General features: G+C 41.8%; 30 protein-coding genes. All 30 read right to left on the minus strand.

The genetic code is table 11. The features are described from left to right. Positions 1 to 14: 14 nt before the first annotated feature. The 30 genes from QNI15_RS09910 to QNI15_RS10055 all read right to left on the minus strand — a co-directional run bounded on the left by QNI15_RS09910 (position 15) and on the right by QNI15_RS10055 (position 24,302). On the minus strand, positions 15 to 551 hold the full coding sequence (locus QNI15_RS09910; protein WP_314031585.1) for a hypothetical protein: 537 nt from the start codon (positions 549 to 551) through the stop codon (positions 15 to 17). Positions 552 to 734: 183 nt separating this feature from the next. After that, complete coding sequence (locus QNI15_RS09915; protein WP_314031587.1) at positions 735 to 2,654, minus strand: hypothetical protein; 1,920 nt, start codon at positions 2,652 to 2,654, stop codon at positions 735 to 737. A gap of 25 nt (positions 2,655 to 2,679) precedes the next feature. Then, the gene (locus tag QNI15_RS09920; protein WP_314031588.1) at positions 2,680 to 4,731 is read right to left on the minus strand and encodes a DUF5977 domain-containing protein; all 2,052 of its coding nucleotides are present in this window, start codon (positions 4,729 to 4,731) and stop codon (positions 2,680 to 2,682) included. A gap of 11 nt (positions 4,732 to 4,742) precedes the next feature. Continuing rightward, positions 4,743 to 5,216: a hypothetical protein gene (locus tag QNI15_RS09925; RefSeq protein WP_314031590.1), complete on the minus strand. Its 474-nt coding sequence runs from the start codon at positions 5,214 to 5,216 to the stop codon at positions 4,743 to 4,745. Positions 5,217 to 5,231: 15 nt separating this feature from the next. Continuing rightward, entirely contained in the window at positions 5,232 to 6,014 is a 783-nt protein-coding gene (locus QNI15_RS09930) for a hypothetical protein (protein ID WP_314031592.1), read from the minus strand. Between the two features lie 24 nt (positions 6,015 to 6,038). Next, complete coding sequence (locus tag QNI15_RS09935) at positions 6,039 to 6,536, minus strand: hypothetical protein (protein WP_314031593.1); 498 nt, start codon at positions 6,534 to 6,536, stop codon at positions 6,039 to 6,041. A gap of 5 nt (positions 6,537 to 6,541) precedes the next feature. Beyond that, positions 6,542 to 6,943: a hypothetical protein gene (locus tag QNI15_RS09940; protein WP_314031594.1), complete on the minus strand. Its 402-nt coding sequence runs from the start codon at positions 6,941 to 6,943 to the stop codon at positions 6,542 to 6,544. Beyond that, positions 6,927 to 7,448, minus strand: coding sequence for a hypothetical protein (locus QNI15_RS09945; protein ID WP_314031596.1), 522 nt, complete (start codon positions 7,446 to 7,448; stop codon positions 6,927 to 6,929). Before QNI15_RS09945 ends, QNI15_RS09940 begins: the two co-directional genes overlap by 17 nt. A 26-nt stretch (positions 7,449 to 7,474) precedes the next feature. Continuing rightward, the gene (locus QNI15_RS09950) at positions 7,475 to 8,479 is read right to left on the minus strand and encodes a DUF6712 family protein (protein ID WP_314031597.1); all 1,005 of its coding nucleotides are present in this window, start codon (positions 8,477 to 8,479) and stop codon (positions 7,475 to 7,477) included. Between the two features lie 25 nt (positions 8,480 to 8,504). Then, a complete protein-coding gene (locus QNI15_RS09955; protein ID WP_314031598.1) occupies positions 8,505 to 9,779 on the minus strand; it encodes a hypothetical protein in 1,275 nt (424 codons plus the stop codon). Between the two features lie 30 nt (positions 9,780 to 9,809). Continuing rightward, entirely contained in the window at positions 9,810 to 10,151 is a 342-nt protein-coding gene (locus tag QNI15_RS09960; protein ID WP_314031599.1) for a hypothetical protein, read from the minus strand. 322 nt (positions 10,152 to 10,473) lie between these two features. Further along, a complete protein-coding gene (locus tag QNI15_RS09965; RefSeq protein WP_314031600.1) occupies positions 10,474 to 11,946 on the minus strand; it encodes a hypothetical protein in 1,473 nt (490 codons plus the stop codon). Next, positions 11,946 to 12,467 (minus strand): hypothetical protein, encoded by a 522-nt coding sequence (locus QNI15_RS09970; protein ID WP_314031601.1) that lies wholly within the window; start codon positions 12,465 to 12,467, stop codon positions 11,946 to 11,948. Before QNI15_RS09970 ends, QNI15_RS09965 begins: the two co-directional genes overlap by 1 nt. A 64-nt stretch (positions 12,468 to 12,531) precedes the next feature. Then, positions 12,532 to 12,951 carry a hypothetical protein gene (locus QNI15_RS09975; protein WP_314031602.1) on the minus strand — a complete coding sequence of 140 codons (420 nt, stop codon included), beginning with the start codon at positions 12,949 to 12,951 and terminating at the stop codon, positions 12,532 to 12,534. 67 nt (positions 12,952 to 13,018) lie between these two features. Beyond that, the gene (locus QNI15_RS09980; protein WP_314031603.1) at positions 13,019 to 13,204 is read right to left on the minus strand and encodes a type II toxin-antitoxin system HicA family toxin; all 186 of its coding nucleotides are present in this window, start codon (positions 13,202 to 13,204) and stop codon (positions 13,019 to 13,021) included. A gap of 139 nt (positions 13,205 to 13,343) precedes the next feature. Next, positions 13,344 to 14,351: a hypothetical protein gene (locus QNI15_RS09985; protein ID WP_314031604.1), complete on the minus strand. Its 1,008-nt coding sequence runs from the start codon at positions 14,349 to 14,351 to the stop codon at positions 13,344 to 13,346. A 35-nt stretch (positions 14,352 to 14,386) separates the two neighbouring features. After that, on the minus strand, positions 14,387 to 14,566 hold the full coding sequence (locus tag QNI15_RS09990; RefSeq protein ID WP_314031605.1) for a hypothetical protein: 180 nt from the start codon (positions 14,564 to 14,566) through the stop codon (positions 14,387 to 14,389). Positions 14,567 to 14,583: 17 nt separating this feature from the next. Further along, positions 14,584 to 15,159, minus strand: coding sequence for a hypothetical protein (locus tag QNI15_RS09995; RefSeq protein WP_314031606.1), 576 nt, complete (start codon positions 15,157 to 15,159; stop codon positions 14,584 to 14,586). A gap of 96 nt (positions 15,160 to 15,255) precedes the next feature. Then, a complete protein-coding gene (locus QNI15_RS10000; protein ID WP_314031607.1) occupies positions 15,256 to 16,215 on the minus strand; it encodes a hypothetical protein in 960 nt (319 codons plus the stop codon). 58 nt (positions 16,216 to 16,273) lie between these two features. Then, positions 16,274 to 17,617, minus strand: coding sequence for a S49 family peptidase (locus QNI15_RS10005; protein WP_314031608.1), 1,344 nt, complete (start codon positions 17,615 to 17,617; stop codon positions 16,274 to 16,276). 79 nt (positions 17,618 to 17,696) lie between these two features. Beyond that, positions 17,697 to 18,512, minus strand: coding sequence for a DNA adenine methylase (locus QNI15_RS10010; protein WP_314031609.1), 816 nt, complete (start codon positions 18,510 to 18,512; stop codon positions 17,697 to 17,699). Positions 18,513 to 18,563: 51 nt separating this feature from the next. Then, entirely contained in the window at positions 18,564 to 19,049 is a 486-nt protein-coding gene (locus tag QNI15_RS10015) for a hypothetical protein (protein WP_314031611.1), read from the minus strand. A gap of 2 nt (positions 19,050 to 19,051) precedes the next feature. After that, complete coding sequence (locus QNI15_RS10020) at positions 19,052 to 19,576, minus strand: hypothetical protein (RefSeq protein WP_314031613.1); 525 nt, start codon at positions 19,574 to 19,576, stop codon at positions 19,052 to 19,054. 28 nt (positions 19,577 to 19,604) lie between these two features. Beyond that, positions 19,605 to 20,312, minus strand: coding sequence for a hypothetical protein (locus QNI15_RS10025; RefSeq protein WP_314031614.1), 708 nt, complete (start codon positions 20,310 to 20,312; stop codon positions 19,605 to 19,607). Positions 20,313 to 20,318: 6 nt separating this feature from the next. Continuing rightward, positions 20,319 to 21,938 (minus strand): hypothetical protein, encoded by a 1,620-nt coding sequence (locus QNI15_RS10030; protein ID WP_314031615.1) that lies wholly within the window; start codon positions 21,936 to 21,938, stop codon positions 20,319 to 20,321. A 12-nt stretch (positions 21,939 to 21,950) separates the two neighbouring features. After that, a complete protein-coding gene (locus tag QNI15_RS10035) occupies positions 21,951 to 22,499 on the minus strand; it encodes a hypothetical protein (RefSeq protein WP_314031616.1) in 549 nt (182 codons plus the stop codon). After that, positions 22,480 to 22,698, minus strand: a complete 219-nt coding sequence (locus QNI15_RS10040; protein ID WP_314031617.1) for a hypothetical protein — start codon at positions 22,696 to 22,698, stop codon at positions 22,480 to 22,482. The genes QNI15_RS10035 and QNI15_RS10040 overlap by 20 nt, the downstream gene beginning before the upstream one ends. Next, the gene (locus tag QNI15_RS10045) at positions 22,695 to 23,291 is read right to left on the minus strand and encodes a hypothetical protein (protein WP_314031618.1); all 597 of its coding nucleotides are present in this window, start codon (positions 23,289 to 23,291) and stop codon (positions 22,695 to 22,697) included. Before QNI15_RS10045 ends, QNI15_RS10040 begins: the two co-directional genes overlap by 4 nt. A 165-nt stretch (positions 23,292 to 23,456) precedes the next feature. Further along, complete coding sequence (locus QNI15_RS10050) at positions 23,457 to 23,939, minus strand: hypothetical protein (RefSeq protein WP_314031619.1); 483 nt, start codon at positions 23,937 to 23,939, stop codon at positions 23,457 to 23,459. A 114-nt stretch (positions 23,940 to 24,053) separates the two neighbouring features. After that, positions 24,054 to 24,302, minus strand: a complete 249-nt coding sequence (locus tag QNI15_RS10055; RefSeq protein ID WP_314031620.1) for a hypothetical protein — start codon at positions 24,300 to 24,302, stop codon at positions 24,054 to 24,056. Positions 24,303 to 24,304 lie beyond the last annotated feature (2 nt).

Raw genomic sequence — 24,304 nt, forward strand, 5'->3', positions numbered from 1 at the left:
ACTATTGTTGTAGATTAAAAACCATCCCGGATACTGCCACCGATTACTTGTCCGGTTGTCTGTTGGTATCGGGTTATGATGTTATCGACTAATACATTCAGGCTGGAATAGAAAGTTTTGGCATACCACTTTTTGGGCTTAGTGGTGTTCTCTCTGCGTTTAGCTATGCGGATTCCCCAGGCAATGCGTCTGACTGCAATGTCTTCTGTGGGAATGTGGCCAAACTTATAGCCTGGCACATAACGGAAATTGCTTACCCCTACTTTGCGAACAAACGCTTCGATTTCACTTTGAGGTGGCAATTGCCGATAGGTGAGATTACGCATTTCCCGTATCCTGCCAGACTCGTTGAAATATAAAAGTAGTCTGGCCACATTGTTCTGTGAAGCCTGGAGCACTTCAGCATGCAAGCTTTTGAGTGTTTCTCCGGAGAGGATCACACCTGCTTTGCGCATCGATTCCGAAAGCCTGTTTAATGCATAGGTCCGGTAATAGGTTAGCTCCTCATTGAGTATCCGGGAGAGCTCTTCCGATGTTATTCTATCTGCCATGCACGAAAGTTCGGCAGCCAGCGAGAGGCAAAGTAGGACGGAAAAATGGGATTGATTATTCTTGTTTAGCTATAGGACGAAAGTGGCAAATCCTGGGACGGATTCGATCAATTTATTTTTACGTTTTTTTTGTTTTTTAGAAGATAAAATGTGCCTGTACCACTCATTTCAAACTCTCCAATCTTAGACTCTCCAGGCTGTGAGCGTTCCAGGACTACCGATTTTTAATGGAACAGAGATCTTTAGATTTTCAATCAGATAATCGTTGCCTCGAATGTGTACTTTCTTTTTCAGATCCAGGCTGGTCAGATCCTCCGGACGAAGGGTAACAGGTATCTCTAGGCGACGGCTTCGCTTTTGAAAAGCAATCCAGTCTTTCCAGAAGGTATTGTATAAACCTTTCTCTCCATTCCATTGCAGACTATAATTTCCATCTGGAGAAACATTGGAAGCTTTGGGATATAGTTTGCCCTGTGTATCGTTACTCATGCCATACCAGAAGAGTAAACGAGGTTGAGCATCTGTTTTAACTCCTCCAAATAACACAGTGGTTGCTTTCTGCAATGCATAGGGAACCAGTCTACTGCCAATGGTTTTTACTGGCAATGGGCTTACTTTGGATTCAATGCCTTCTGTCTGGATATCCTCCTGATCGGAATCACTGGAAGCCAACGTATAGGATGCCAGTTGAGCCGTAACAGTCGTATCTGAATCTTTGAATGCACTATCCGAGGAATCTTCCGTAAAAGAAAAGGTATATGTCTTTTCATCTTCAGCCTCCTGGCTCCAGGTAGGTACTACTCTATCTGTCCAATCCAGTTCACAAGGAGCGGAAAGAATATCTTTTAATGGAATCAGTTCTACTTTGCCAGATCTGAGATTAAAAAAGAATCCAAAGTTGAACGGAATCCGGATGGCATTTAAAAACTCCCCAACTGTGATATCAGGAAGCTGCTGCGCATGGTTGACTATATCTTTAAAATGACAAAAATCCTTTCCTGGTATAGCACCCCGTAAACCAAAAACACTATAGGTTGCCTGCATATCCAGAGCATAGTTATTATAAACTATTAATTTCTGCAGCTGGCTATCGGATAAGAGTAATCCGGAAGGAGTAAATCCTGCCAAAGCAAAAATGCTATTGAGTACCTTGTGCAAAAACGGCATAGCGACAGCTGAATAGCGCGTCAGATCATCCGAGCTGTTTTGCTGGTAGTGTGGACCAACTCCATACAAAGTTGTTAAAACTGAGTCTAGCGAGGAGCCGATAGGGACAATCTCATTGATAAACCCATTAAAGTTAGCATCATCCTCATAGAACGCTGTATTACTGACAACTGGAAAAACAATGTCCTCTGTGTTACGAATATTGACATGTTTGTGCTCAGCCGGATAAAAAGAGTAGATTGTTGTTAAGGTAGGTGTATTGATATCGGCTGTCGAAATACCACTACCCAGAATATTAAACTGCTTGGAACCTGCAATACTCACAGATATGGTATTGCCTTTTACATAGGAAATGTGTCCACCTGTATTAATCAGATCTGCATTGAGTTGAGCGGCCAGTCCTGTCAATGTACTTTCCACCGAACCATCAAACATGGAATAATAGGAGCCATAATAACCATCCACCACACTGACAAACAGATCAACTTTTGTATTAACCGTCCATGTGTTGGCTTCCGGAAGCTGTAGAAAGTAAAAACGGGATTCCTCATAAAACTTGTCAAACGAAGTAGAACCCAGATCCAGGGAGCGTAGGCTTTTCTTTCCTACTTCCTGTTGCAAAGATCCAGCTGCAGAGACCAGATATCCCGGATAACTGTTATTGGTGGGTTTATTGAGTTTAAACTTTCCTTTCAGAATCAGGCTGCCATGGGCGAACAGTTCCGCTTTAAATGTCTTTCTCAAGCTACCTGCTGACTGCAGGTTATTAATTCCTCCAAAAATCAAATCTGTCTCTTTGCTTACTGGTAAAGTGAATGGATAGGATTTAGTGCCTTTAACCACTTCCAGATCAAATACAGAGCTGGAGATATCCAAAGCAATCGATGTATTTAAAGAAAAGGGAACCGTAGTTCCCTCTATGCGTAATTCGATCATATACTCAGCTTAAAAGGTCAATAGCTTAAGTTGTAAATGAAAAGCTTTGTGTATTCCATCCGGTAGGACCAGCCAGGAGCGAGAGTACATACGTAGTTCCAGGAGTCAGTATATCCAGTGTGACTACATTGTAATTATATCCCTGATCGTTTACCAGCATTACATCTTGTCCCATGAGCACATTATGGAAAACATTGTTATCTACTTTGCGCATCACCTTGTAATGAACATAATAAGGTAAAGCAGGCAGGGCAGTGCCGGACATAGGCAGAACCGTAATAGCAATCTGGTTAGGTTGGATAAATGGATTTACTCCAGGCTGCTGGCAAGTCAGACGAATGCCATTGGAACCAGAAACATATCCATCAGGAAGAATAGTTGATATAGACTTGCTGGCAGATCCACGTCGAACATAAATCACCAAAGCCCCACTGATCGGTAAATTCAGTACTTGTGGATTACCATAGCCACCGGCTCCTGGCAGAGCTGTCCAGGTACGATTGTTAAAGCTCCATTCAAAGTTTTGATTGGGATCTCCACCGATCAGATTATCAATCGTTACTTTACCAGCTACTGTACTATCGGTAATATTGAAACTCAGCGATGGAATATAGCCACACAAAGTAGACTGTGCATCCAGGAGCTGACCATACTTTTCCCCTCCATTGCCATCGGCCACGATTGTCCAGCGTTCGGTGGTATTGGGTTTACAATCTTCCCGGATATAGGTTCCTTCTGGTTTAAAACTACATACCAGTTCTGACTCAGCTAATGCCTGGGCTTTGGCGAGCGCCTTCTGATCAGCGTCGGCCTGGCTGATTAAACTGGTTTGTGTGGCAGATTTAGTAACGGAAGCTCCTGTCTGATTAGCCGGACAAGTAGCTGTATAGGTTTGAGTAGCCGTAAAGGTAATAGTGGGTATAGTAGAATACCGATTGACGGTATAGGCTGCTTTTAATTTGACTTTCGTACCAAATAAGGTCTCATCATCTATATCATAGAGTAGATCCTTTGTCTGGATCGAGTAGGGAACGGGTCCTTTTGCGCCAAGCAGATAAATCCTTTCCGACAAAAAGAAATCCTGGAAGTAAGCAAAATACTTTTGGCTAACAAAGCCAGTGGATATTTCAATGGTACTTTCTCCGGAAACTTCACTAATCTCAAACTCTCCATCCCGGACCGCATAATCTTCAGATAAAAACCGTTGTACCAGACTCGAAGTAACCGAAAGCGTTTTCTGACTACGACCTGTAAAACAAAGCGTATCAAAGCCTCCCATTCCATTTTGAAAAAGGATATACTTCTGATTGCGTCTGTAACGCGAGTCAAGTTGAAAGCTACGAACCTCAGAAACGGTTGTACCTATCTGGTTTTCCAGCCAGACTTCATATCTAGTCACTGATGCATCCAAACCTAACTGAGTGAAACCTACAGCACAACGGTAAATAGAATTAACCTGGATACCTCCAACAGTCGCTTTTGTCTCTGTAGTACTTGTGCCATTTGCCTGGAAAGACTTTACTTTTAAGTGAAGTGTAGTTAATCCGGAAAAATTAGTCAGAAAGTCCAGGTATTCGGGCTGATCAATCTGAACAGTCTTTGTAACAGGTTGCCAGGTAAGAAACATCTTTGTTGCCTGGAGCACATCGGTTACAAAGACATTGCCTGCAAATTCTTCAAATCCTAAACCTGCCTCTAATGCATAGCGGGTTTGAAGCTGAGTCCAATCTGCATCAAGTGGATCTCTTTTATAACGGATATAGTAAGGCAGTACTGCTCCTGAAATACGAACCAAGCGATCTGCTGCAGCGGTTTCTGTCCCATCCGGAACAGGATTAGTAAACTGACGTTTTAAAAAGTCTTCTATATACAATTCAGCATCCTTGTACACTCCATTTTTAGCTGGTCTGTGAGTTGTCTCCAGATCTGCCAGTTTGATAAATGTAGTAGAATCCGGAGCATCCGGAATATACAGCTCTGCCAGATAGCGTAACTTTTCAGGAGCTATATAACCAGTTGGGAAAGGGATAGTGAGCCGAATGGGATTGTAAACAAGATCCAGGGAATTGTATGGCATAGAAACAGCAATTAGGTATTAGTCCACTTTTCAGGATGATAACAGATCGGTATGGATTTATCCGTCCGAAACTCTACTCTCCAGCCATAGTCATTATCAACAAAAATGGTATGAATCGGATCAATCGAAATACTGTTCAGATCAATCTTGAATTGCAATTGACGGGATTCTTTTCTAAGCCTGCTGATAATATCCAGAGCAATAACTTCTGTATCCTGCCAGATCTGATCCTGCTTGGCATAATCATCCGTATCTGAATTTTTGAAAACAACAAAAGCTGTTTCTCTCCATCCCTGCACATCTGAATTGTTATCAGCCAGGCGCATCGAAGGTGTTTCCAGCCATAAACAGGGATACTTCAACTCAGACCGGGATTGAGAGATTATCCGTTCAGAGGCTCCATGCACAAAGAATTTAATATCTACATGTTCTTTGGCAATGGTGCGGAAATAGCCTATAAAATCAGAAAATTGTGGACTTTCCATAATGAACCAATAGTGTTACGAAGCCAGACGCTCCTGTTTTTTCTTTTGCAGATAAAATAAAATGGTATGGATATCGGTATGGTATACCTTATCAATATCCCCAAATACACCTGTTTCCGCTATATCAAATAGCATTTTTACCCATAATACAGCTGAGTCACCTTTGGGCTGTTCTTCTTTTGTGGAGCTTTTATCAAATACATCATACTGTTTGAAAATGTATTTCTCCAGGTTGATAAAGTACTGCAGCACCATGATCTTATAGGTGATATCCAATTTTTCAAACCTGGCAGCCCGGACATCCGCTGCAGGCGTGGAATACTTCTCTCTACGTTCACCATCAAAATCCGGAGACATTATATTTTTGCCTGGATCTAAAGGCCTGCAAATAGTAGATACCAGTTTATCCAGGTGCGTATACTTACCTCTCAAAAAGATCTGCATGTGTAAATGTCCCATAGCAAACTCAATAGCTGACATATGGGAAAAATCTTTCAAAGGCAGGTAATAGTCTTTCCCTTCAAAACTAAAGTACTCAATCGGGCAGGCATCCATAGGTGTATTCCAGCACCAGCGGACCAGCTCCAATAATTCAAATCTTTCAAAATCGGTCAGCTTTCTAAGTTTCTTTTTAGAGAGAGCCGGACTGATCAGCTCCTGCAGTACATACATGCGCTGTGCAGGTAGTGGGTTTTCTCCCAGTACTGTGGGCAGTATTCTACGGATCTGCTCAATACTACATTCCTTCCAGTTAGAAGGGATCTTATAGGGCTTTTGAAAGATTTTTAATTCAATCATGGTAATGGAAACTTAGAATATAAATTAGAGTTGGGTTCCAAGTACGAACATGACTACAGCTGCCACCACTGCCCAGGTACGTGTACGTTTTGCTTTCTTTTCAGCTTTCAATGTCTTTTTCATCTGTTCATTTAGCTGCTGTTTCTGAAAAGCAATAAAGTCCTGCTGTCCGGCAATAGTAGAATCACGGGCTGTAATCTGAGAAGTCAATATCTTTTTCTCTTCCTTCTGATTGATAATAATCTGATCTTTTGCATACAGATTTGCCTGCTGATGCGAAATGATCTTTTCCTGTTTTTGAGCTGTCTGCCCTGAGAAATAGCCTTTTGTAGTAATTCTGGCTATTTCTTTTAACTGATCCTTTGTAAAGCAAAACATAACCTGGCTCGTATCCTGAGCATTTTTAGGTCCATAAAGCTTTGGGGTAAGATCAATTTCCTGAGCAAATACATTTTGAGCAAATACGCTTGAAGATAGGCAAGTGAAGAAACCAAAGCCTAAAATTACAAAAAACGTTTTCATAATTGTTACTGAGGTTTATCCAGTTTCTGCAAAGATTTAAAGTAACGCATTAATTCTTCATCACTCATTCCATCAATCCGGTGCAAAGCATTCTTTTCATCCTTCCGTAAATGTTGGATATCATTTTTCAACTGTTTGATAAACACATCATGACTGATTACCTTTTCCTCCAGCTGTGCCTTTTCCCTTTGAATGCGCTTCATTTGTATCAGCTTCATTTGATCTGATACCTTTTGAGCAATAGTCAGAGAGTCCATTTTCTTTTCAACACTCTGTACCTTCACCTGAGTAGTGATTACTTCTGCTTTATCATACTGACGTAAAATCAGAAATAAGGAAAAGAAGAGCAGTGTCAGAATAAACAGACACCAGGTGTACATTTTGGTAAAGTCAATGTGAGACTTCACTAGTTGAGTTATCAGGCTCCAGTGATTTTTGATCCACTGAATCAATTTCAGGATTAGAGACAGGTTCATTTTCATTTAATTTTTGGGTAGATTGATTGATTTTCTTTTCAAGAAAGACAGCTATTTGTGGAGAAAGAATCTCCAGCTTAGAGGAAAACCGAACGATTGTAAGTAGAATCGCTGTAAACAAAAGTGTCATCAGTAAGTCCGGCATCCAAAAGAAAGCAATAGGTGTATAACGAGCTACACCACTGGCGACAAACAATAAGAGCACAGCACCAAACAGAGAGCCTGTTACAGTCTTTATTTTCTTTCTTGTCAGTTGCCAGTTTAATTTGTGCTGTTTATGCAACCAGTATAATTCCAGAAACAAGCCAATGTGATAAATGGCAAATAGAAACCAGACACCACCTGCAGGTTTAAAAATGTATTGTTCGATTAGTCCTGTTAATGTGGTAAACAACCAGATCAGTGACAGACTGATTTTGTCTGAATGCACAGACATGTTTTTTCCAATAGATAGGAATAGTTTCATTTGACACGAAAAGAGTTAGAATTGGAGTTGTCTGGCAGCTGGTAGCGTCTGCGAGTAGTGCTTTTATAAACTGTACTGTTCTGGTAGGTTTCAATGGTAGCCGCATTCTCATCCAGGTAGCGTTTCAGCTCAGTTAAATACCGATCTGCCAGCTGCCAGGCATTCTCCTTAATAGGTCCTATGTCAGCCAGAGCGGGTGTAAGTTTATTTCCTGCTGCCAGCATTTGTCCCTGCAGCTTTAAACCAAAACCAGTAGTCACAAACTGTACCTCCGGAATGGATAGAAACAAGGTAAGCTGAGCAAGTGCCTTTTGGATAAGCCCGTAAACAATCGGTTGATAGGGTTCAGGCTGCTCAGAATCCAACACATACGCCTTCATTTCTGCAAATAGTTCTGTTCCAATGGCAGGCTTTATATACAGATCTTCAGCCCTGGCAATAAAGGGACGTAAAGCCAGATAGACTCTGCGTGAGTTGTTTGTTAACAGATATTTACTGAGCTCTTTGGCATTATTGATAAAGAGTTCTTTGCTTTGGGTATAGGCATCCGATTCTTTCCAGGTAGTATAGTCATCTGCTTTCTTTTCCAGGAACTCCAGTGCATTGTCCAGAAATGTATCTGCATTCTCAGTTGTAGTAGTGATCAGCTCGACATAACTCCACTGACGAACGGGAGATGATTTCTCGGAGTTGGACTCCTGTACACCAATATTGCCAACGGTTACATTCAGGAATGGCAATGCATCCAGCAAGGTATAATAAGCCAGGGAGCGTTGAATCCTGGCAATTGCCAGATCCAGTTTGCTATTTGCCTCTGGTGTATCGCCTTCGGCTGGATTATAGTACTCATCCAACTCAGTGAAGAACTCATTCCCAATTACCGGAATGATATAGCGGATCTCTGCCTGCTCGACAAAGGGCATAATCGTATTTTCGCTCAGGTTCTTTTGATTGCCTGCCAGAAAGCGTTTTATATCATCTACGTTCTTAAAGAGTGCCATCGTATTAGTATTTACTGATCCTGATTTATTGAGCCTGGTTAACGGTAGGCTGCATACCTGATTTATTATCTGCCAGTGTGGTTACATCCATATCGACAAACCCGACAAAGATGTCCCGCTCCCAGTTCAGGATCTTTTTGGCGACCTTATTGAAGGGTTCGAGTAGGATTGATCGTTTGGTTTGTGTCCTGAGCGCAATGTGCAACTGATAGGATATCCGTTTCTCTGATCCGGAGCCACCCAGTTTGGAGTTCTGATCAATACCAGCCAGAGATGGATCTATGCCATGACCTGAAGCATGGGCAGTATTAGCCTGTTTGTCCAGTTCGATATAAGCAGCCTTGTCCATTTTGTCATCTATGGATTCAATCTTCCAGCCTGGCAGCTCCTTCCCTGAGGTAGGATCTACTCCATATTCACTGACAAAGGCTTTATTTACGTTCTCCACACCTGAGAGAAACTTGTTCATTTGTTCGAGTAGCTCCGTGCGGGCTTTTTCCTGCTCGTCTTCATCCCCACAATCAGCAAAGTAATCGGCTGGTATCCGGATGTGATACTTTAAGTTATAGCCATTCTTTAAGCCTGAGATATGAAACTTAGGGATCTCATTGGATACCTCTGTCCATTTGCGGGTTCCGAAATACGACATCAGATCATAGTAGATCTGTCCGGGTGTTTCATCCCGTCCATGGTAAAGGAACTGTTTGTATTTGTAAGGGTCTTTCTTGTTCCAGGCTGGAAGGATCTGCGCTTCTGCTTCTTTAAACTGTGACCAGTCCGGATGTATAATATAGTTTTCTATATAGCCGACTTTCGGATTCATGGTAGCTGCCCTCACATTGATTCCATCAAAACACTGCATCGATTCAATACCCAGGGTTTTATCCAGACCAAAAGCTGTATAGGTATTGCCAAAATACTCCAGGTTATAGGCAGCCCGGCGCATGTATTTTTCGGCTTCTACTTCTTCCATCCAATCTTCCTTTTCCGGATCTTCAATGGGTTCCAGGATATGTTTCCGACCTTCAATAATCCGTCTGAAAAAACCCATCCGGCTCCCGATCAGAAAGTCCCTGGCTGTAAGAATCAGTTGGGGCTTGAGATGGTTTTCCCATACCAGCCGAAACATTTGCTGTGGCAGTAGGTTATTGGCTCCCCAGGGAGCTACCTTCAGATTACCTTTCTGTAAAGGTTTACCTCCATTGAGTGTATCAATGGGTTGTCCTCCGGAGAAAGTTACAACGGCTTGCGCATCCTTGAGCACCCAGAAACCGTCTGCCATTTTAACTACATTACTCATAGATAAACAAAAGGATTAGTGCTTAGAGGGTTAGTGCTTGATACGAATACCGTTGTAATGAGTGAGCAAAGCAATTTTTAAGGAGAATGGCTGATCATTCACTACATCATGCAATAAGAGAATACCTTTTTCTTTGATGTTGTACCGAAAGTTGGATGTCTCCTCTTTATCATCTGACAGAACATGATCTGTACTAATTGATTTATCTGCCTGGTTTCCCTTTGCTGGATTGGTACCTGACTTTCTCACACGTGTTTTCTTTCCTGCAGTCCCGTCTTTTTTTATATACTGTAGGGAAAATTCATGAGGCTTGTTATCCCGGACAGCCTGGTCAATTTCTGCCAGTACCACATGTAGTTTAATGGATTTCATAGCTGCTATTTTTTGACAATGTTAGGCAGGCAATTGCCAACAGAGTAGGACGGAATCCGAGCCAGAAAACCATTATTGTCTATTTTTTAGCATGAGCCTTGTAAATGAGTCAATTAGGGGTGAAAAGGACTAGTTATTTTCTTATGGATTATCTTTCACACACGCGCCCGCCCGCGCCCTGTAGCGTAAAGGCAATTGCCACGCTGGTTTTGCCCGAATATATGCCTGGGGGTCTGGGTAGGGGTAAAAAGCAATTGCCAGGGTCATTCTCAGTGAGTTACTGAGCCTGCCCTGGCAATTGCAATAGGATCTTTATCAATTGCTAATTCAGGAATCGTACTTTGGTTGCGCCACCCAGTGACAAACCTAACAGCTTGGCATAGCGACGGTAAATCAGATAGTCAAAGGTATCGGAGAAGTGAGTGGCTCTCTCCTGGTCAATAGGTCGGGACTCATCCTTTTTATCTTTCTTCCAGTCTGTTTTGATTGGACTGTTCTGGATAGATAGAATCAGGAACTTGCATGTGTTCTGATTGATCCTCACCCTTGGCAATCGGGTGTTAGTTTCTGCCAGGATCGCATTGAGTACTCTATGCTTGAGCTGATGAGAAGGATAGGAGTTGATTACGTTCATTGTCCAGCTCCATCCATGCTTACGTAGCTTATCCATGATCTGCTCATAGAATGTTTGATTAGATCCTGCACTCCGCTCATTCCCATTCCTGTCACCATAGATATTGATTCGTTGAGTAGGATGATCCTTGTACGTATCAAGGAGCTTATCCAGTAGCGCATCAACCAGGTTGGTATCTGAGTGCTTTACATATAAGGCATTGACTATCCGGTATTCCATACCATGTTCCTGTCCTATGATACAACAGGTAAAGTCAGCATTGAAGTCAAACGAGACATCCAGTGGCTTTTTAGCATTTACATCCGAATGACTCACATGCGTGAGCCCTGTCAGCTTATCATAATCATAGGTAAAGGATTCATAATATAAATGCCTTCCTTCCTGAAAAGCAGGATAAAAACAGTTTGGCAGTTTATTAATCCGTTCATTCATTACTTCTACCCGAAAATCCAGATCAGGTAATTGAAGCTTCAGGTTTTGGATATAGCGTTCGCCTAACACATGGATATTGTCATAGGCAGTAGATTCGACAAAATGGAACTGATCCGGATAGGTTTTGGCATGCTCCTGGGTCTCAAACACCCACTGTCCGGAAGCCATCCAGGGAACTGAGGTAAAATCACAAAGCTTCTGGTGCATGTAATGAGAGAACCGATGGATGTTTCCCCGGATACTGGGTTGAAGCACCTTACTGATCACTTCATGTTTGATCAGTCCGGATTCATCACAAAAACCTCCATCAAAGGAGCCTCCCCGTGCTGTATCTGCCCGATCCAGGGACAACATTTCAATGGCAAATCCATTGATAAAGGAAATCACCGTATCATACTTTTTGGGAGCATGAAAAGGAATCGGCCAGTAATCCGGTGGCCGTCTGCCTATCACATAGTGACCTGCACGAAGTCTGTGATCATAAGGCAACAATCCCAGACTTTTCCAGGCATCTTCCATAGCTGGAAGTGTTTTATTCAGGATCTGGTTATAAGTAAGTCCTGCCAGGAAGAATTTAGCTCTGGGCAGATGCTCATAACACAAATAGCTTTCAAAGCCTAATGTGGTTGTTTTTCCCGATCCCCGGCCACCCACAAAGGTTTTTCGCTTGGCTGTATGATTGAGAAACAAGGTCTGTTTCTCATTAACATAAACTTGTTTTACTCCCATCACTCCAGATCGGTTATTTCTTCAAAATCAGTATCCTGAATGGATGTATTCTCTTTTTGCTGCCGTTCCAGTATTTTCGGATCATTGGTAAAGATGACTGTAGTAGGCTTTTTGAAGTCTGCCGGATTGAGCAAATCCATTTTGTCTTCAAATAATTTCATGAGTTTACTGGCCTGGTCCTCCAGGCGAGCAGCTGCTTTAAAATCACCTGCTTTTTCTGCTTTCCTGGACAGTTGCTTGAGACGTTCAATCTGAACAGCTCGTAAGCCTTCTTTATCTGAATCGATAATGTTGCCAAAAAGCTGCAGGGATTCACGAACGATCTGGTAACACTGAGGCATGGATAGCCTGGTTTCTGAAATCAGGATCTTGACAGCTTGCTGGAGAAAATAGCCGGCACTGAGTAGGGCAAAAGCACGTCGATACTGTTCCAGCATACGTTGCTGGGTATCATTCAAGGGCTGCTCATCAATCAGGTAAGAGCGATAGATATCCAGTTTGTCGGGTGTTCCTTTGGACATAAAAAAAGCGTTTAAGCAAAATTCGCTCAAACGCTTTGTTAAAAGTAGGACGTGAATTTTATGGTTACACCAGGTGTGCTTCCATTAACTCTTTCCCTATTTTATGAATAGCTTCTTCAATCAGCTTCACATGCTTGTCTGAAGCTTGTCTTAGCCCAGTTGCATACTGTCTTAAAGAACTTCCATTGATTCCGGCAATTTTAGCTATATCTGTTATTTTTAAATACGAGTGCTTTTCAAAAAAAGCTTGTAGATCGTATTCATATATAAATTCAATATCGTTTGCTGTTAATCCCGCAAAATCCGGATTGTCTTTTCCTTCGTTTTCCAGATAATCGGTTAAAGAGTTTCTTAAATCCTGCTCCAACTCTTCTATGGTTTCACCATGACCGTTAGGTCCATAGTCGCGGATCGTTTCAATTCTTGCCCAAAAGCCATTGTCGGCTTTTTCCAAGATTACAGTTAATTGTTTTAAATTTTTCATTGTATAGAACGAATGATATGAGGTTAGGAAATAGCATTTGACCTTTTCAACTTTTGAAGTAGCAGGGTTATTTCAACCCTGCTTGTTTAAGAATAGAATTCACAAGTCCGGGACCTAAATCTTTCTTTCCGTGATCGGGTACAGAGATCGTATTAGTTCTCTCGTTGTGTTTATACATCTTATGGCTTCCACTTTGTCTGACAAAATACCAGCCGTTTGCTTCAAGTCGTCGAATCAGATCATTTGCTGTCATCTTGTTAAAGTTTAAAATTAAAATCAGTGACACAAATGTAACAAATTTGTTGCAGTGTAACAAATTTGTTACAAGGTGTTTTATAAAAAAAAGCACCTGGATTTCCCTAGGTGCTTTACGCTATGTTAAAACTTGTTTTTTAAGATTCAACACCTTCTGTCAGTAGTTTAATCTCAAGATCCAGCTCTCTGATCTGAGTTTCCAGAATAGCGAACTTTTCAGCTTTTTTGATATCGGTTGGATTTTCTTCAGCTGCTTTTTTTGCTTTGCTCAGGTTCGGAGCTAATGCTTTTCGCTGAAGCTTGAGCCGATCCAGCTTGGCCTGAGCTGCTGCCTTTGCTTGCTGCTCTTCAGCTGTTGGTTCAACTGGCTGTTGGTAGTCTGGCTGAGCAATAATTACTTTTCGATCAGCTAGCTGATTGTATTCTGCTTCGATAGCTGAGATATGCTCAATAATAGCTAATCTGTTAGCTACTACAGCTGGCTCATTGCTATCACCTAACTCTATGAGTTTATTGGATAACTCGCTTTTTTCTTTGTAAAGAGCGGATTGCAGCAAAGTAATCTGCTCCAGCTCGCTTTCAGCTGCTGGCTGCTTTGCTGGTTTTACTTCAGCTACTATTTGCTCAGCTGGAGTTTGTTTAGCTGGTTTTGCTGGCTCAGCTGAAATCTGATCAGTAGCTGGCTGACTTTGGTTAGCTGATTGAGCTGACTCCGGAAGCTGATTTTGCTGAGTAGCTTTTTGCTCTGTTTCATCTGTTGGATCTGCTTTGGTAAGATCTGTATTATTGGTGAGATCTTCAGCAGTATCTTCCGGAGCAAAGGCTTCAGGTAGTGCAATACCCTCAATTAACTTTTCCAGCTCATAGGTAAGCTTATCCATGTTATACGGGTTTTCCCGTTTAAGCAGGTTATTGAGCAATATCTTGTTTCTACAATGCTTACTTAATAAGGCGAGTCCGTGAAAGTATTCTTTGTCTTCACTCCTAAGCCAATCAAAGATGGTCTGAGCTTGTTGTGTTTCCATGGGAACAATGTTTTTGATGGCAATTGCTGATTGAGATTGCAAAAATGGCAATTGCCAGGCTGACCAGGTAGGACGAAAAAAGCCACCGGAATCCAGTGGCTTTTTACTGTGTACACTCAATTATACAAATACAAGTATGAAACTATGAGCTAACCTTACTTTTTCTTAGACGTTTCTAAAGCTTCGGTTGTAGTTGCTTCAGCTGTCTTTTTGACGTATCGGCTTTTACGTTCAAATAATGTTGCCATATGCTCCTGTGTAATACTAGTCAATGGAACAGTGTGCTTGTCGATAATAAGGGCACGTAAGCCCTGGGTATTGATTAATTCATACATAAAATGGATCTCCTTTCTTAACCTGCAGCAGGAGCTGCTAATGGAATAACACCTGTATAGAAATAGGGCTCGTTTGGCTGACCACCTGCGAAACCGACCTCACGTCCGTTTTTGTCTTCAAACTTTTTACCGGAGGTATATTTTGATGTAAACATCAAACCACGTGACAAGTTGCCTGCAATCTTTTTCTGACCTAACGCATCCACCCCAATCACAACAAACTCCGTATTGTAAGACTGGTTGATAACCTTATCTACTTTTGGATTAGAGCGTGGGACATACACACCTACACCTACTTTACAGGCCTGGTTACCCTGATCGCCTGTAGTTTCAGAGGTTAGCTCTCCTGTATCGAGGGCAAAGTCCCATTTGACAAAGCCTTTTCCAGTTTTAGGTACAATGTCCTCTGATATTGTGTGAGTTGCTTCATCTGCATCCGGAATCGATTCCAGGTCGCGTTTGGCAATAATGTACAGTTCGTTTTGACCTCCAGGATTAGGTCCACATTCTTCCTGAATACCTCCTAGCGAAACGCAACCAAAAACGGCTCCGACAGCGAGAAGGTAGATAAGCATGGAAATAAATTCAATCATAGTTGTAGTAAAATAGCTGTTTGAAAGATCAAAACAGACCTTCCGTAGAAGGTCTGTTGCTGTAAAGAATTACTTGGTATTAACTTTTAAAGCTGATTATGCAAGCTTGTTAGTATACACATACTCAGGGAAAGCATAATCCACCCCTGAACGCCAGTCCAGCATGATAAGCAGATCACGCTTATCTTCCTGAACCCGTAAACGGTCAATATCTCCTGTTCCTGCAGTGATGTATTTGAAGTTATAGCGAGGAGTGATGATGATGTCATTTTTACCTTCCAGACCTTCTTCTGCAATCAATTCGATCTTAGTGCCATCCAATACCGTTTTCTGATACTGCTGGTTATAAGGCAGAGCCCCAAACTGAGCTCGATAATCTTTGTTGTAGTACTCAATGGAAGTTGGTGAGGCAATGGCCACCCAGTCACGCATCCAGAAACGGGAAGGAACAGCCATTTTCATCAGTTCAAACTTATCTACGGCATTAGTTCCTGAAATAGCTCCTGTTACTACAATCTGCTCATTCTTGATCTTACCAGCAGTGATGTCATTGGAAATGATCTTTAAAAAGCCATCATACATGTCTTTCGGCTCAGTGCCATCATCATCGCGGACACCTTTAAACAAAGCTTCCAGCTGATCATCCTCTTTCAACTGAGCAAAGATCATATCAAAGATCTCAGCCTGGAATGGCATATCCAGTACCGATTCAGGCATCCGGTTTTCCAGTTTGCCCAGGTATGATTTCCAAAGCGCCTCGATGTCTTCTTCATCAAATTCCAGATCCACTTTATTGGGTTTTACATACCCATAGCGAGGATCAGGACGCAATGCATCTTCCTTCGGATCAAAGGTGGAATCTTTCTTACTTGGACGGGCAATGCGCTGCATTTTCAGACGGTTCATTAATACCCGATCCAATACACCTGGCACCAGTGACACATACGAGAAAAAACTACGGTCATCTTTAAGGACCATACGAAGCACTTCCGGATTTTCTACCAGGTGCTGCTTCAATTCGGCTGCTACAGCCGAAAAATCTAAACTTTTTGACATTACAATTCGATAGTTGTAGTAAAAGAAATAAGAAAGGACTGGAGAAAGGTATAACCGTTTAGGCTATACCTTTTTTAGCTTTGATGTTTTTGGTTTCATTCAAATGTTCCTGTGCTTTTTGCGCATTGGGAGACAGCTGAGTGGCAGTTTGCGTAATGGTATTTACCAGATCCTGTGTTCCGGAATTGACAACTTGTTGCTCATTGTGCCATTGTTCCAGGCGAGCAATCTCACCCTCTTTTTGTGTAATGGCAGTATCTTTCTGGGCAATCTGAGTATTGAGCTGGTCAACAGTTGCCTGGTGAGTGGCTTTCAGATCAGTGATCTCTTTGTCTTTGGCAGCCAGTTGTGTCTGCAAAGAGCTGATTAGATTGTCTTTTTCGATCAGGGCATTTTCAGCATTAGCTGCCTGGATCTCGGTTACTTCTGCGTCTGCAGACACTTCCTGGCCTCTGTTAAAAAGGGCAGATAATTTTGGGAAACTCATATATGCGTTGGATTTGGGTGACTGAGTAGATGAACTGACATTTTTTCTTGCCAGGGAAGCAGCAATGTTGATGGCATCCTTTATTGTACCGATGCTGTCAGCTAAACCATGTTGTATGGCTTGATTGCCATTGTATACTTTGGCTGTAAACACATCTTCTTTGCCGGATAGCTTTTTGCCACGTCCATCTTTGACAGTTGAGATAAAGGTGTCATTAATGGAATTCAGACGGGCTTTGAACATATCCAATGCTTCAGCACTGAGTGGCTCGGAACTATTACCTAATACCTTGTGAACAGATGCATCGGCTGTGATGTAGGTAACCTTATAGCCTTCTTTGGCTAACCACCCGGATTCATCCAGGTGAGCCACTAACGTACCAATAGAACCCACATAGGATGTGGTTTTGGAAGACATGACTATATGCTGACTTTGGGAAGCTACCCAATACCCAGCTGAAGCAGTCAAGCCATTGACAAAGGTTACGACTGGCTTTGGTGCATTTTTTACTGTATTTCCAAGCACCTCTGTACCATCAACAGCACCACCCGGTGTGTCAGATTCTAAAACGATAGCTCCAACATCGGGATTCTTAAAAGCTTCCTCCAGGGCAGCTACCACACGGGCAGTACTGGTTCCAGCCTGACAAGCTCCTACTTCTTTCAGCATCGTGCCTTTGATCTTGATAACCTGAACAGTTACCGGATTGCCAGCCTGTGAACCGGAATTGTAAGCAGATTGATAAAAGGTAGATTGGTAAGGAGCGGAGCTGCTCTGATGATCATCTTTCTCTGTTGCAAAGAAGTCCTGGAAAGATTTGCCTTCAGCCAGGCGTTTGAGAATGATAGGCTGATAAATATTCAGGTAACGGCTGTCAAGAGCCCAGGCGTTTACAGATAAAAGAATGTCCAGCATATTTTGCTACATGTTTTCAGTGTAGCAAAATTGCTGGACAATAGACAAGTAAAGTAGGACGGAATTTTACATATGAAATTTAGTTCAGACTATAATTCATGGTAATGACTTCTGTCTTTATTTTGGCTGGTGTACCGGGTCTGTTATTCACTGAGATCTTAAATTGCTTTTCGATCTGATTCCAGTTCATTCGTCTTGTAAAACTCTCAAGGATTGGATCGGGATAACTGGAAAGGATAAACTTGCCTTTAATGGTTGAAAGCTTAGTTAATAGTTTTGCGTAGGCCTCCGGAGTATAGCCTGTGTAGTGGCCACAGTCACTTTCAATATAGGGTGGGTCACAATAAAATACAGTTGATTCCGAATCATAGGAATCGATGACTTTCAAAGCGTCCTGGCATTCGATATTTACGTTTTGCAAACGATCTTTATACTCCTTTTGAGTTTGTACCGCTTCCTTTTTTCGGTTATAGGCTTTGGTACTTTGGCCTGCCCGGTCAAAGCGATATCCACCAGCAATCTTGTTTCCAAATGAACTATTGGTTTGAACAAAGACAGCCCATGCCTTTAGGATATCATCTTCTATGGTATCATCCCGATATACTTTTTTCGCGTAAGCATGTTGTGCACGTGAGTGAAAGGTCTCATCCAATACATCGGAGAACTCTTCGAAACGGTATTTGAGTACTTTGTAGAAGGTGATAAGCTGGTGATTCAGATCATTGATTACCTCATGTTTAGAGGATGGCTTTTGCCAGAAAACGGCTCCACCACCAAAAAAGGGTTCTACATAGACTGAGTGCTCAGGAAGTAAGCTAACAATGAAGGAGGCTAATTTTTGTTTGCCTCCATAATACGAGATTGGGGTTTTAGTTTTAACAGTTGTAGTTGACATAAAAAATATAGAAATAAAAAAAGGTTGCAAGAAAGGGTAGAATCTGAAGCCTTAGAGTGGCTTCAGATTCTTGTAATCAATTAAATAGGTATACAGCTCACCAGGTGAGATATCCCACGGATGTGGACAATCCACTACCATTGCACATAATTCAGAGCAAAAGACAGCTTTTTTTGCCTGCTCCCATTTGGGACCATACCAGGAGCCGGTTATGATCTTGATAATTTTCCACCAAAGGATGCTTACATAATCATAGCGTTTGCCAATGGCATCTGTGAGCCAGAGTGGATAATATTCTCCATTCATGAATACAGTTTTACGCCTAGCCCTTAGCTCCCACACAGATCGAGGTGTCATGGTAACTCCTTTACCGAGTGCTTCGACAATCCAATCCTGGCCACCTAATTCAACTAGTAAGGCACAATGATTCCAGTAAGACTGGGTAAGGAGCCGGATCGGGTACCAGACAAACACAGCAGAAAAAAAGGACTTCCATTCAAAGAAGTTATGTACGAAAATGATACTCTTTACTTTCATAGTTATGTAGTAGTTGATTGTTTCAACGGATGATCAGCTGGAAGAGTAGCCAGCCACTCAGGTGTTATGACAAATTGATAGGCAATACTGCTTATTCCCATTCTCCGCTTCATTCCTTCCTCAATCAGTGATTCGATAGCAAACTTTTCAGGGTTTCTTTTATCGAAAGCCCACCAGATCACGGCATCATACTCTCCGATCTTAAACTCTTCCTGGACATTGGCATAAACAGGCTGGTTATAGTCCGTATATGTCTCTCCACTCACCTGATCGGTGACCTGCGCATAAGCTCCAGTAGGCTTTGAAACGGTAACAATGACAGGCTGACCATTTGCATCTATTGTATCTACAGGTGTACCATTGTCGATTAACATGGGTTTTTGATCAACTTCTAAAAATGGTAAACCTGGATTCTCATCTGCTAATGAATAGAAAATGTGAATGAAGTTTTGTTTTCTGTTATGATAAAGTCCATTATAAATGCAATAGCTTTTTACAGCGCCTTCGGTTTTGATGATAATTTCCATAGTTATAATTTTATAGTAGAGTCAAGTATTATAGTCCATATTTTGCCTTTAGTGCTGCGATTTCAGCATTCACAATGGCAGTTGTTGGATTTTGTAAAAGTCTGATTTCACAGATATTTGCATTGGTGTAAACAGAACCCGCAGAGCTTAATCGGGAACCTATATTGTTTAAAACTGTGGGTTGTGTGCCTGGCTCATAAGTACCACCAGACATTGTTCCTGCAACGGACCCTGTTGGACTGTAATAGGTATTAGTTGTTAGTCCTGCTTGCCAATATTCACCATACACACCATAACTGCTATAGATATTTACAGTACTGCTACTTTGTGTGTAGACTGTTTGATTGTCACGATTTGTGTAATACTTGCTATCAGTGTAATTAAAACCCATCTGATTATACACTAAACGTGTAGAATCTCTATCACCGAGTGTAACAAGGGATACACCTGCACTATCTTTTTTTCCTACAACCAAACAAGCATAGGCTCCTAGTTGGCTAAATCGGGTAAACTGCAAAAACTGGTTTGTTGTAAACCTAACAGCGGGATAGCCATTTAACAGACCAGTCACAAATGTGGGTCTGGCTGTTCCTGTATTGCTGGCATTTCTTCCATTTCCGCTCAAATCCTGCCAGCTGTCAATGGTGGCTCCATTGGCATAGGAACTGAGTAATGACTCGGCCTGGAATAAAAGCGCATACTGTACAGCTCCAGTCCGTATATAGCGTGTTGCCATGATTAGTTAGTATTTGCCTGTTAGATTCAAAAGTCCGGAACTTGTAGAGCTGGTAAGGGCAACTGTGATTGTAAGGGTATAATTGCCACTTGTTGCCTGGATATCTGTATTCACATCAGCAAGAGCCGTACGTGCTGTTCCTCCATTGACTTTATAGCTAATCGTTGCCGAATTGATATTACTTGAAGCGACAGATGAGAAAGTGATTTTTTTGGTATAAAGAATATTAGCCGTTAAAACGGTAGGCAAAAACTCAATTTTCAATTCTTCAGCCAGATCATTAAACTGCTTTTGAGTTTTGCCTGCCTGCTGCAAAACTGTGTCAGTGGCTACAATTGGACCTGAAAGGGTAGTATCTAAGCCTGTCAGAGCCGTATTCCGGATAGTCGCTGCAATATTGGTAATAAAGTAAGCTACTTTGCTAAAGCCTAAAATGATAGAGTCAGTTGCTAATAAAGTTCCGCTTACAGATCCCAAACCTGTCAGCAGCTTTCCTATCACCGCACTATTCAATAAAGTAGCATTGGAGGCTGTACCTGTCACTTGTCCTCCCATCGTGGGATCTGAGGTAATAGTTTTATAGGTTCCATCATCGGCCAGGTACTTGGAACCATCTCCACTTGTAATCAATGTCTTTACCTTTGCCAGGATCTTATCCAGTACATGGGCAATCTTGGCAATACCACTTGTCAGAGTGATACCAATGGCAGTGGCATCAGCTGGTGCACTGGGTGAATAATCGCCCTGAGCTGCTGCATTGACTTTGGTTAGATAAGCAGACAAATCAATATCCAGGCTTTCTTTTTCGATTACCTTTTCCCAGGTTGATCCAGACTGAAAATACCGATAAATAGCCCATCCGGATGTAACAGTAGGATCTCCAGTCGCATCAGTCACCCAGATACTTTCCCCATCCTGGAGCGGTGGCGTGGCTGATGCAATCAGTGCATTCCGTGCTGCAATAGTTGCTACAGGTGCTCGGTTAATGGTTGTTACACTGGAAAGACGCTCTTCCAGATATAGTTTAATCTGGTCAATCGACCAGCCCACATCATTCCCACTATCAGCCAGATCATCGAGAATATTCTTCAAAACGGACTTATCCAGTAAACCCGTTTCATCCAGGCCTAATACACCATTGGGTTGGTTGATGAGTTCTATTCCAATTTTTGCCTGCAATTGTTGCAGGATGTACAAAGCTGTGAGTACACTTCCGTCTGGGAGCTGCAGCTGAGTGTCTGTGTTCTGGATATGAGATCCGGATATTTCCTTCCAGGCAGAGCCTTCAGAAGGAGGGATGTTTTGGTTATTATTGATTTTGGATTGCCAGATCTTTTCCTGATAAGTGACCTGTTTGCCAATTCCATAAATAGTTGTATTGATCCAGACAGGTATACCTGCCAGATCTGAAGCAGAAATAGGCAGTTGACTAAGTTTAAGCTTTCCATTTTCCAGATCTGCTTTATTGCCTAACTCATCCAGTAATGTCCCCGTAGAATCAATAATGGAAAAAACCACATCCCGTGCATCTTCCGGAGTGATGGCTTCCATAACATTATCGACAAATCGCGCTGCTGCGAAATCTTTTAATTGTTGACGATTTAGAGGTGTTTGAGGTACTGCCATATAAGGAAAGCATTAAGAACGTAGAAAACCATAGCTGAATCCGGAAGAGAATGCCTTTCTGGGTGGGGGTGTATCTCCTTCGTACATTAAATAAAAAAAGGCTTTATGAATGGAATCGGTTTTAAAACTGAGCTTGTATCCGTTTTTATCAGAAAAGTCGCTACCTGTATCGAGTTCAGAGCTGAACGTAAGAGGAGCCTCCAGAGAGCCGACAAGCTTTGCATTTTTATTGCCATCTACATACTGACAAATACACCGAACGCCAGTCAGCTCCTGGATAGCAAAAGCCAGATCCGGAGCATCTTTTGGAACATATACCTGTATAGCTTGTTTGAAGTATTCTCCATTTGCCTCATCTGTCATTACTTCCGTAAAGCCTCCAGTCACAAACCAGATATCAGCATAGTGCTGTGGATCATACAGCTGGATAGGCTGCTGTATCACATGCGCGACAGATCCAGGGATGGACTTTACATTATAAACAGGATTGATTCTCAGGTAATGGATTCCTCCCAGGTTATGCCCACAATCCAACGGGATATCATTTAGATTGATGCTCATAAAGTTCCTTTACCCTTCCTGCAATAGAGACAATCAATAAACCAAACCAGAGCACACCTATTACCAGCATACTGAAGAAAGCGACGTAAATGGTCTGATGCTTCTTAGGAGCAGCATAAAAGCTATTCTGAAAAATCTTTTTCAGATTTACGAGCACATAGACAAACCCACCGATCAGGTATAGAAACAGATAGATCATAAGTCCTCTTCAGTTAGAAGTGTATAGGAAAACCAATTTGCACGGCCTGTTCGTAGCGATTCATTAACATTAAAAATCAAATGGTCAAAGCTTAGAGGATTAGCTATTACCTGACAACCGGCTGACCATTTATCCACTTGTATGCTTTCAGTCTTTTCATTTGCCCGATGGATGTTGATGCCAAACACACCTGTGTCCAGGCTGGCAGTGGTAAAATCAAGGACATTATTTTTGTTGTTGTCACGGATTACCGTTACTGGCTTACGTTGTACCAGTGCCTCGTATTTGCCCTGGTGTAATCCCAATTGCCAACAGTCTACATACTGACCAGGCTTTAATATGGCTGTTCCCTTGACGTTTCCCGGATTCAATAGCCAATAAGAGCCTGGATCAGTTGTAGCTTTCCACTCCATGTATACCCACTCTTTTCCATTAAAAACACTAAGCGTCACATAGTCATCAAATTTGTTGGGGACAGGGTTGTTCTTGCGGATTCCTATTATGTTCAGGTGAAAGGGTTTACCGTCATCGAACCATCTGTAATTTTTTGATGCTACCGCTTTTTTAAGTAATGAGAGACTATACTGTGCCATATCCTTAGCTTTGAAGTGATGGCACGAAAGTAGAATTACAAACAGGAGGAGAGTAGGACGGTTTTCTATAATGTAAAACGTCCTATGCAATCAGTCAGAATACTGCTGATTCACATAGGACGAAAGTGGCAAATCCTGGGACGGATTCGATCAATTTATTTTTAATCAGGCTACTGCCTGGAATAGAGCAAAATCAGTTCTTTCATTCTGTTTGGCAATCCGATCTTTGTAATCTCTCCAAACCTTCCTCAGTGTATCCATATCATAATGATCCGGATTGATTTCATACTGATCATAAAATCTACGTACAGCTGACCAATCGCTTTGACCAGCTATGACCTGGCCTATCATATAATGAATGAAAGAGTTTTGCATGTACTTCTCCAGGTATTCACCCAGTTCTTTTAACTTCTGATCTGAAACAGTATAATGCTTCAGATCCTGAGGGAGCTGTACTTTGAGCATATACTTTTCCGGTTGCTGGACAAGTCTTGGCTTTACCTGACGGAATGGTTCCTGGTGAACAATCAAACGCATTAATTTACCGATATCGGATGTCTGATGTATTCTGATCGGCTCAGGTCCGAGTGTTTTAATGAGAAAATCCTTGACGTGTGGACGGAGTGGAATAGTAAGGATTTTTGGCATAGCTATAGTTTTTAACCAAAAATACATTTTTGCTATACCGTACGCCTAATCATAATTAGTAAAAATCCTACATTGTTAGTTTACACAGAAGTGAAATAGGCTTTTTTACTAATATTAGTGCGATTTTTCCAGGTTTAAAGGAGGGAGTTCAGTTCTGCTTAGCTTTTCAACCTTTGAAAGAAATAGTTTTTGCTTATCTGTATTGCCATAGATATCATTCCATTCTGCCCATCGTTCACTCCCTAACATTACATAATTTATATCTGTAACCCAGATTCCAACTGTTGCTCCCAGGCCTGGATCGGTACAGATGTGAAGATCAATCAGACCTCCATTATTATCTGATATAGTAAGAATGTGCATAG

The organism is Xanthocytophaga flava, from assembly GCF_030068545.1.
Classification (GTDB): Bacteria; Bacteroidota; Bacteroidia; order Cytophagales; family 172606-1; genus Xanthocytophaga; species Xanthocytophaga flava.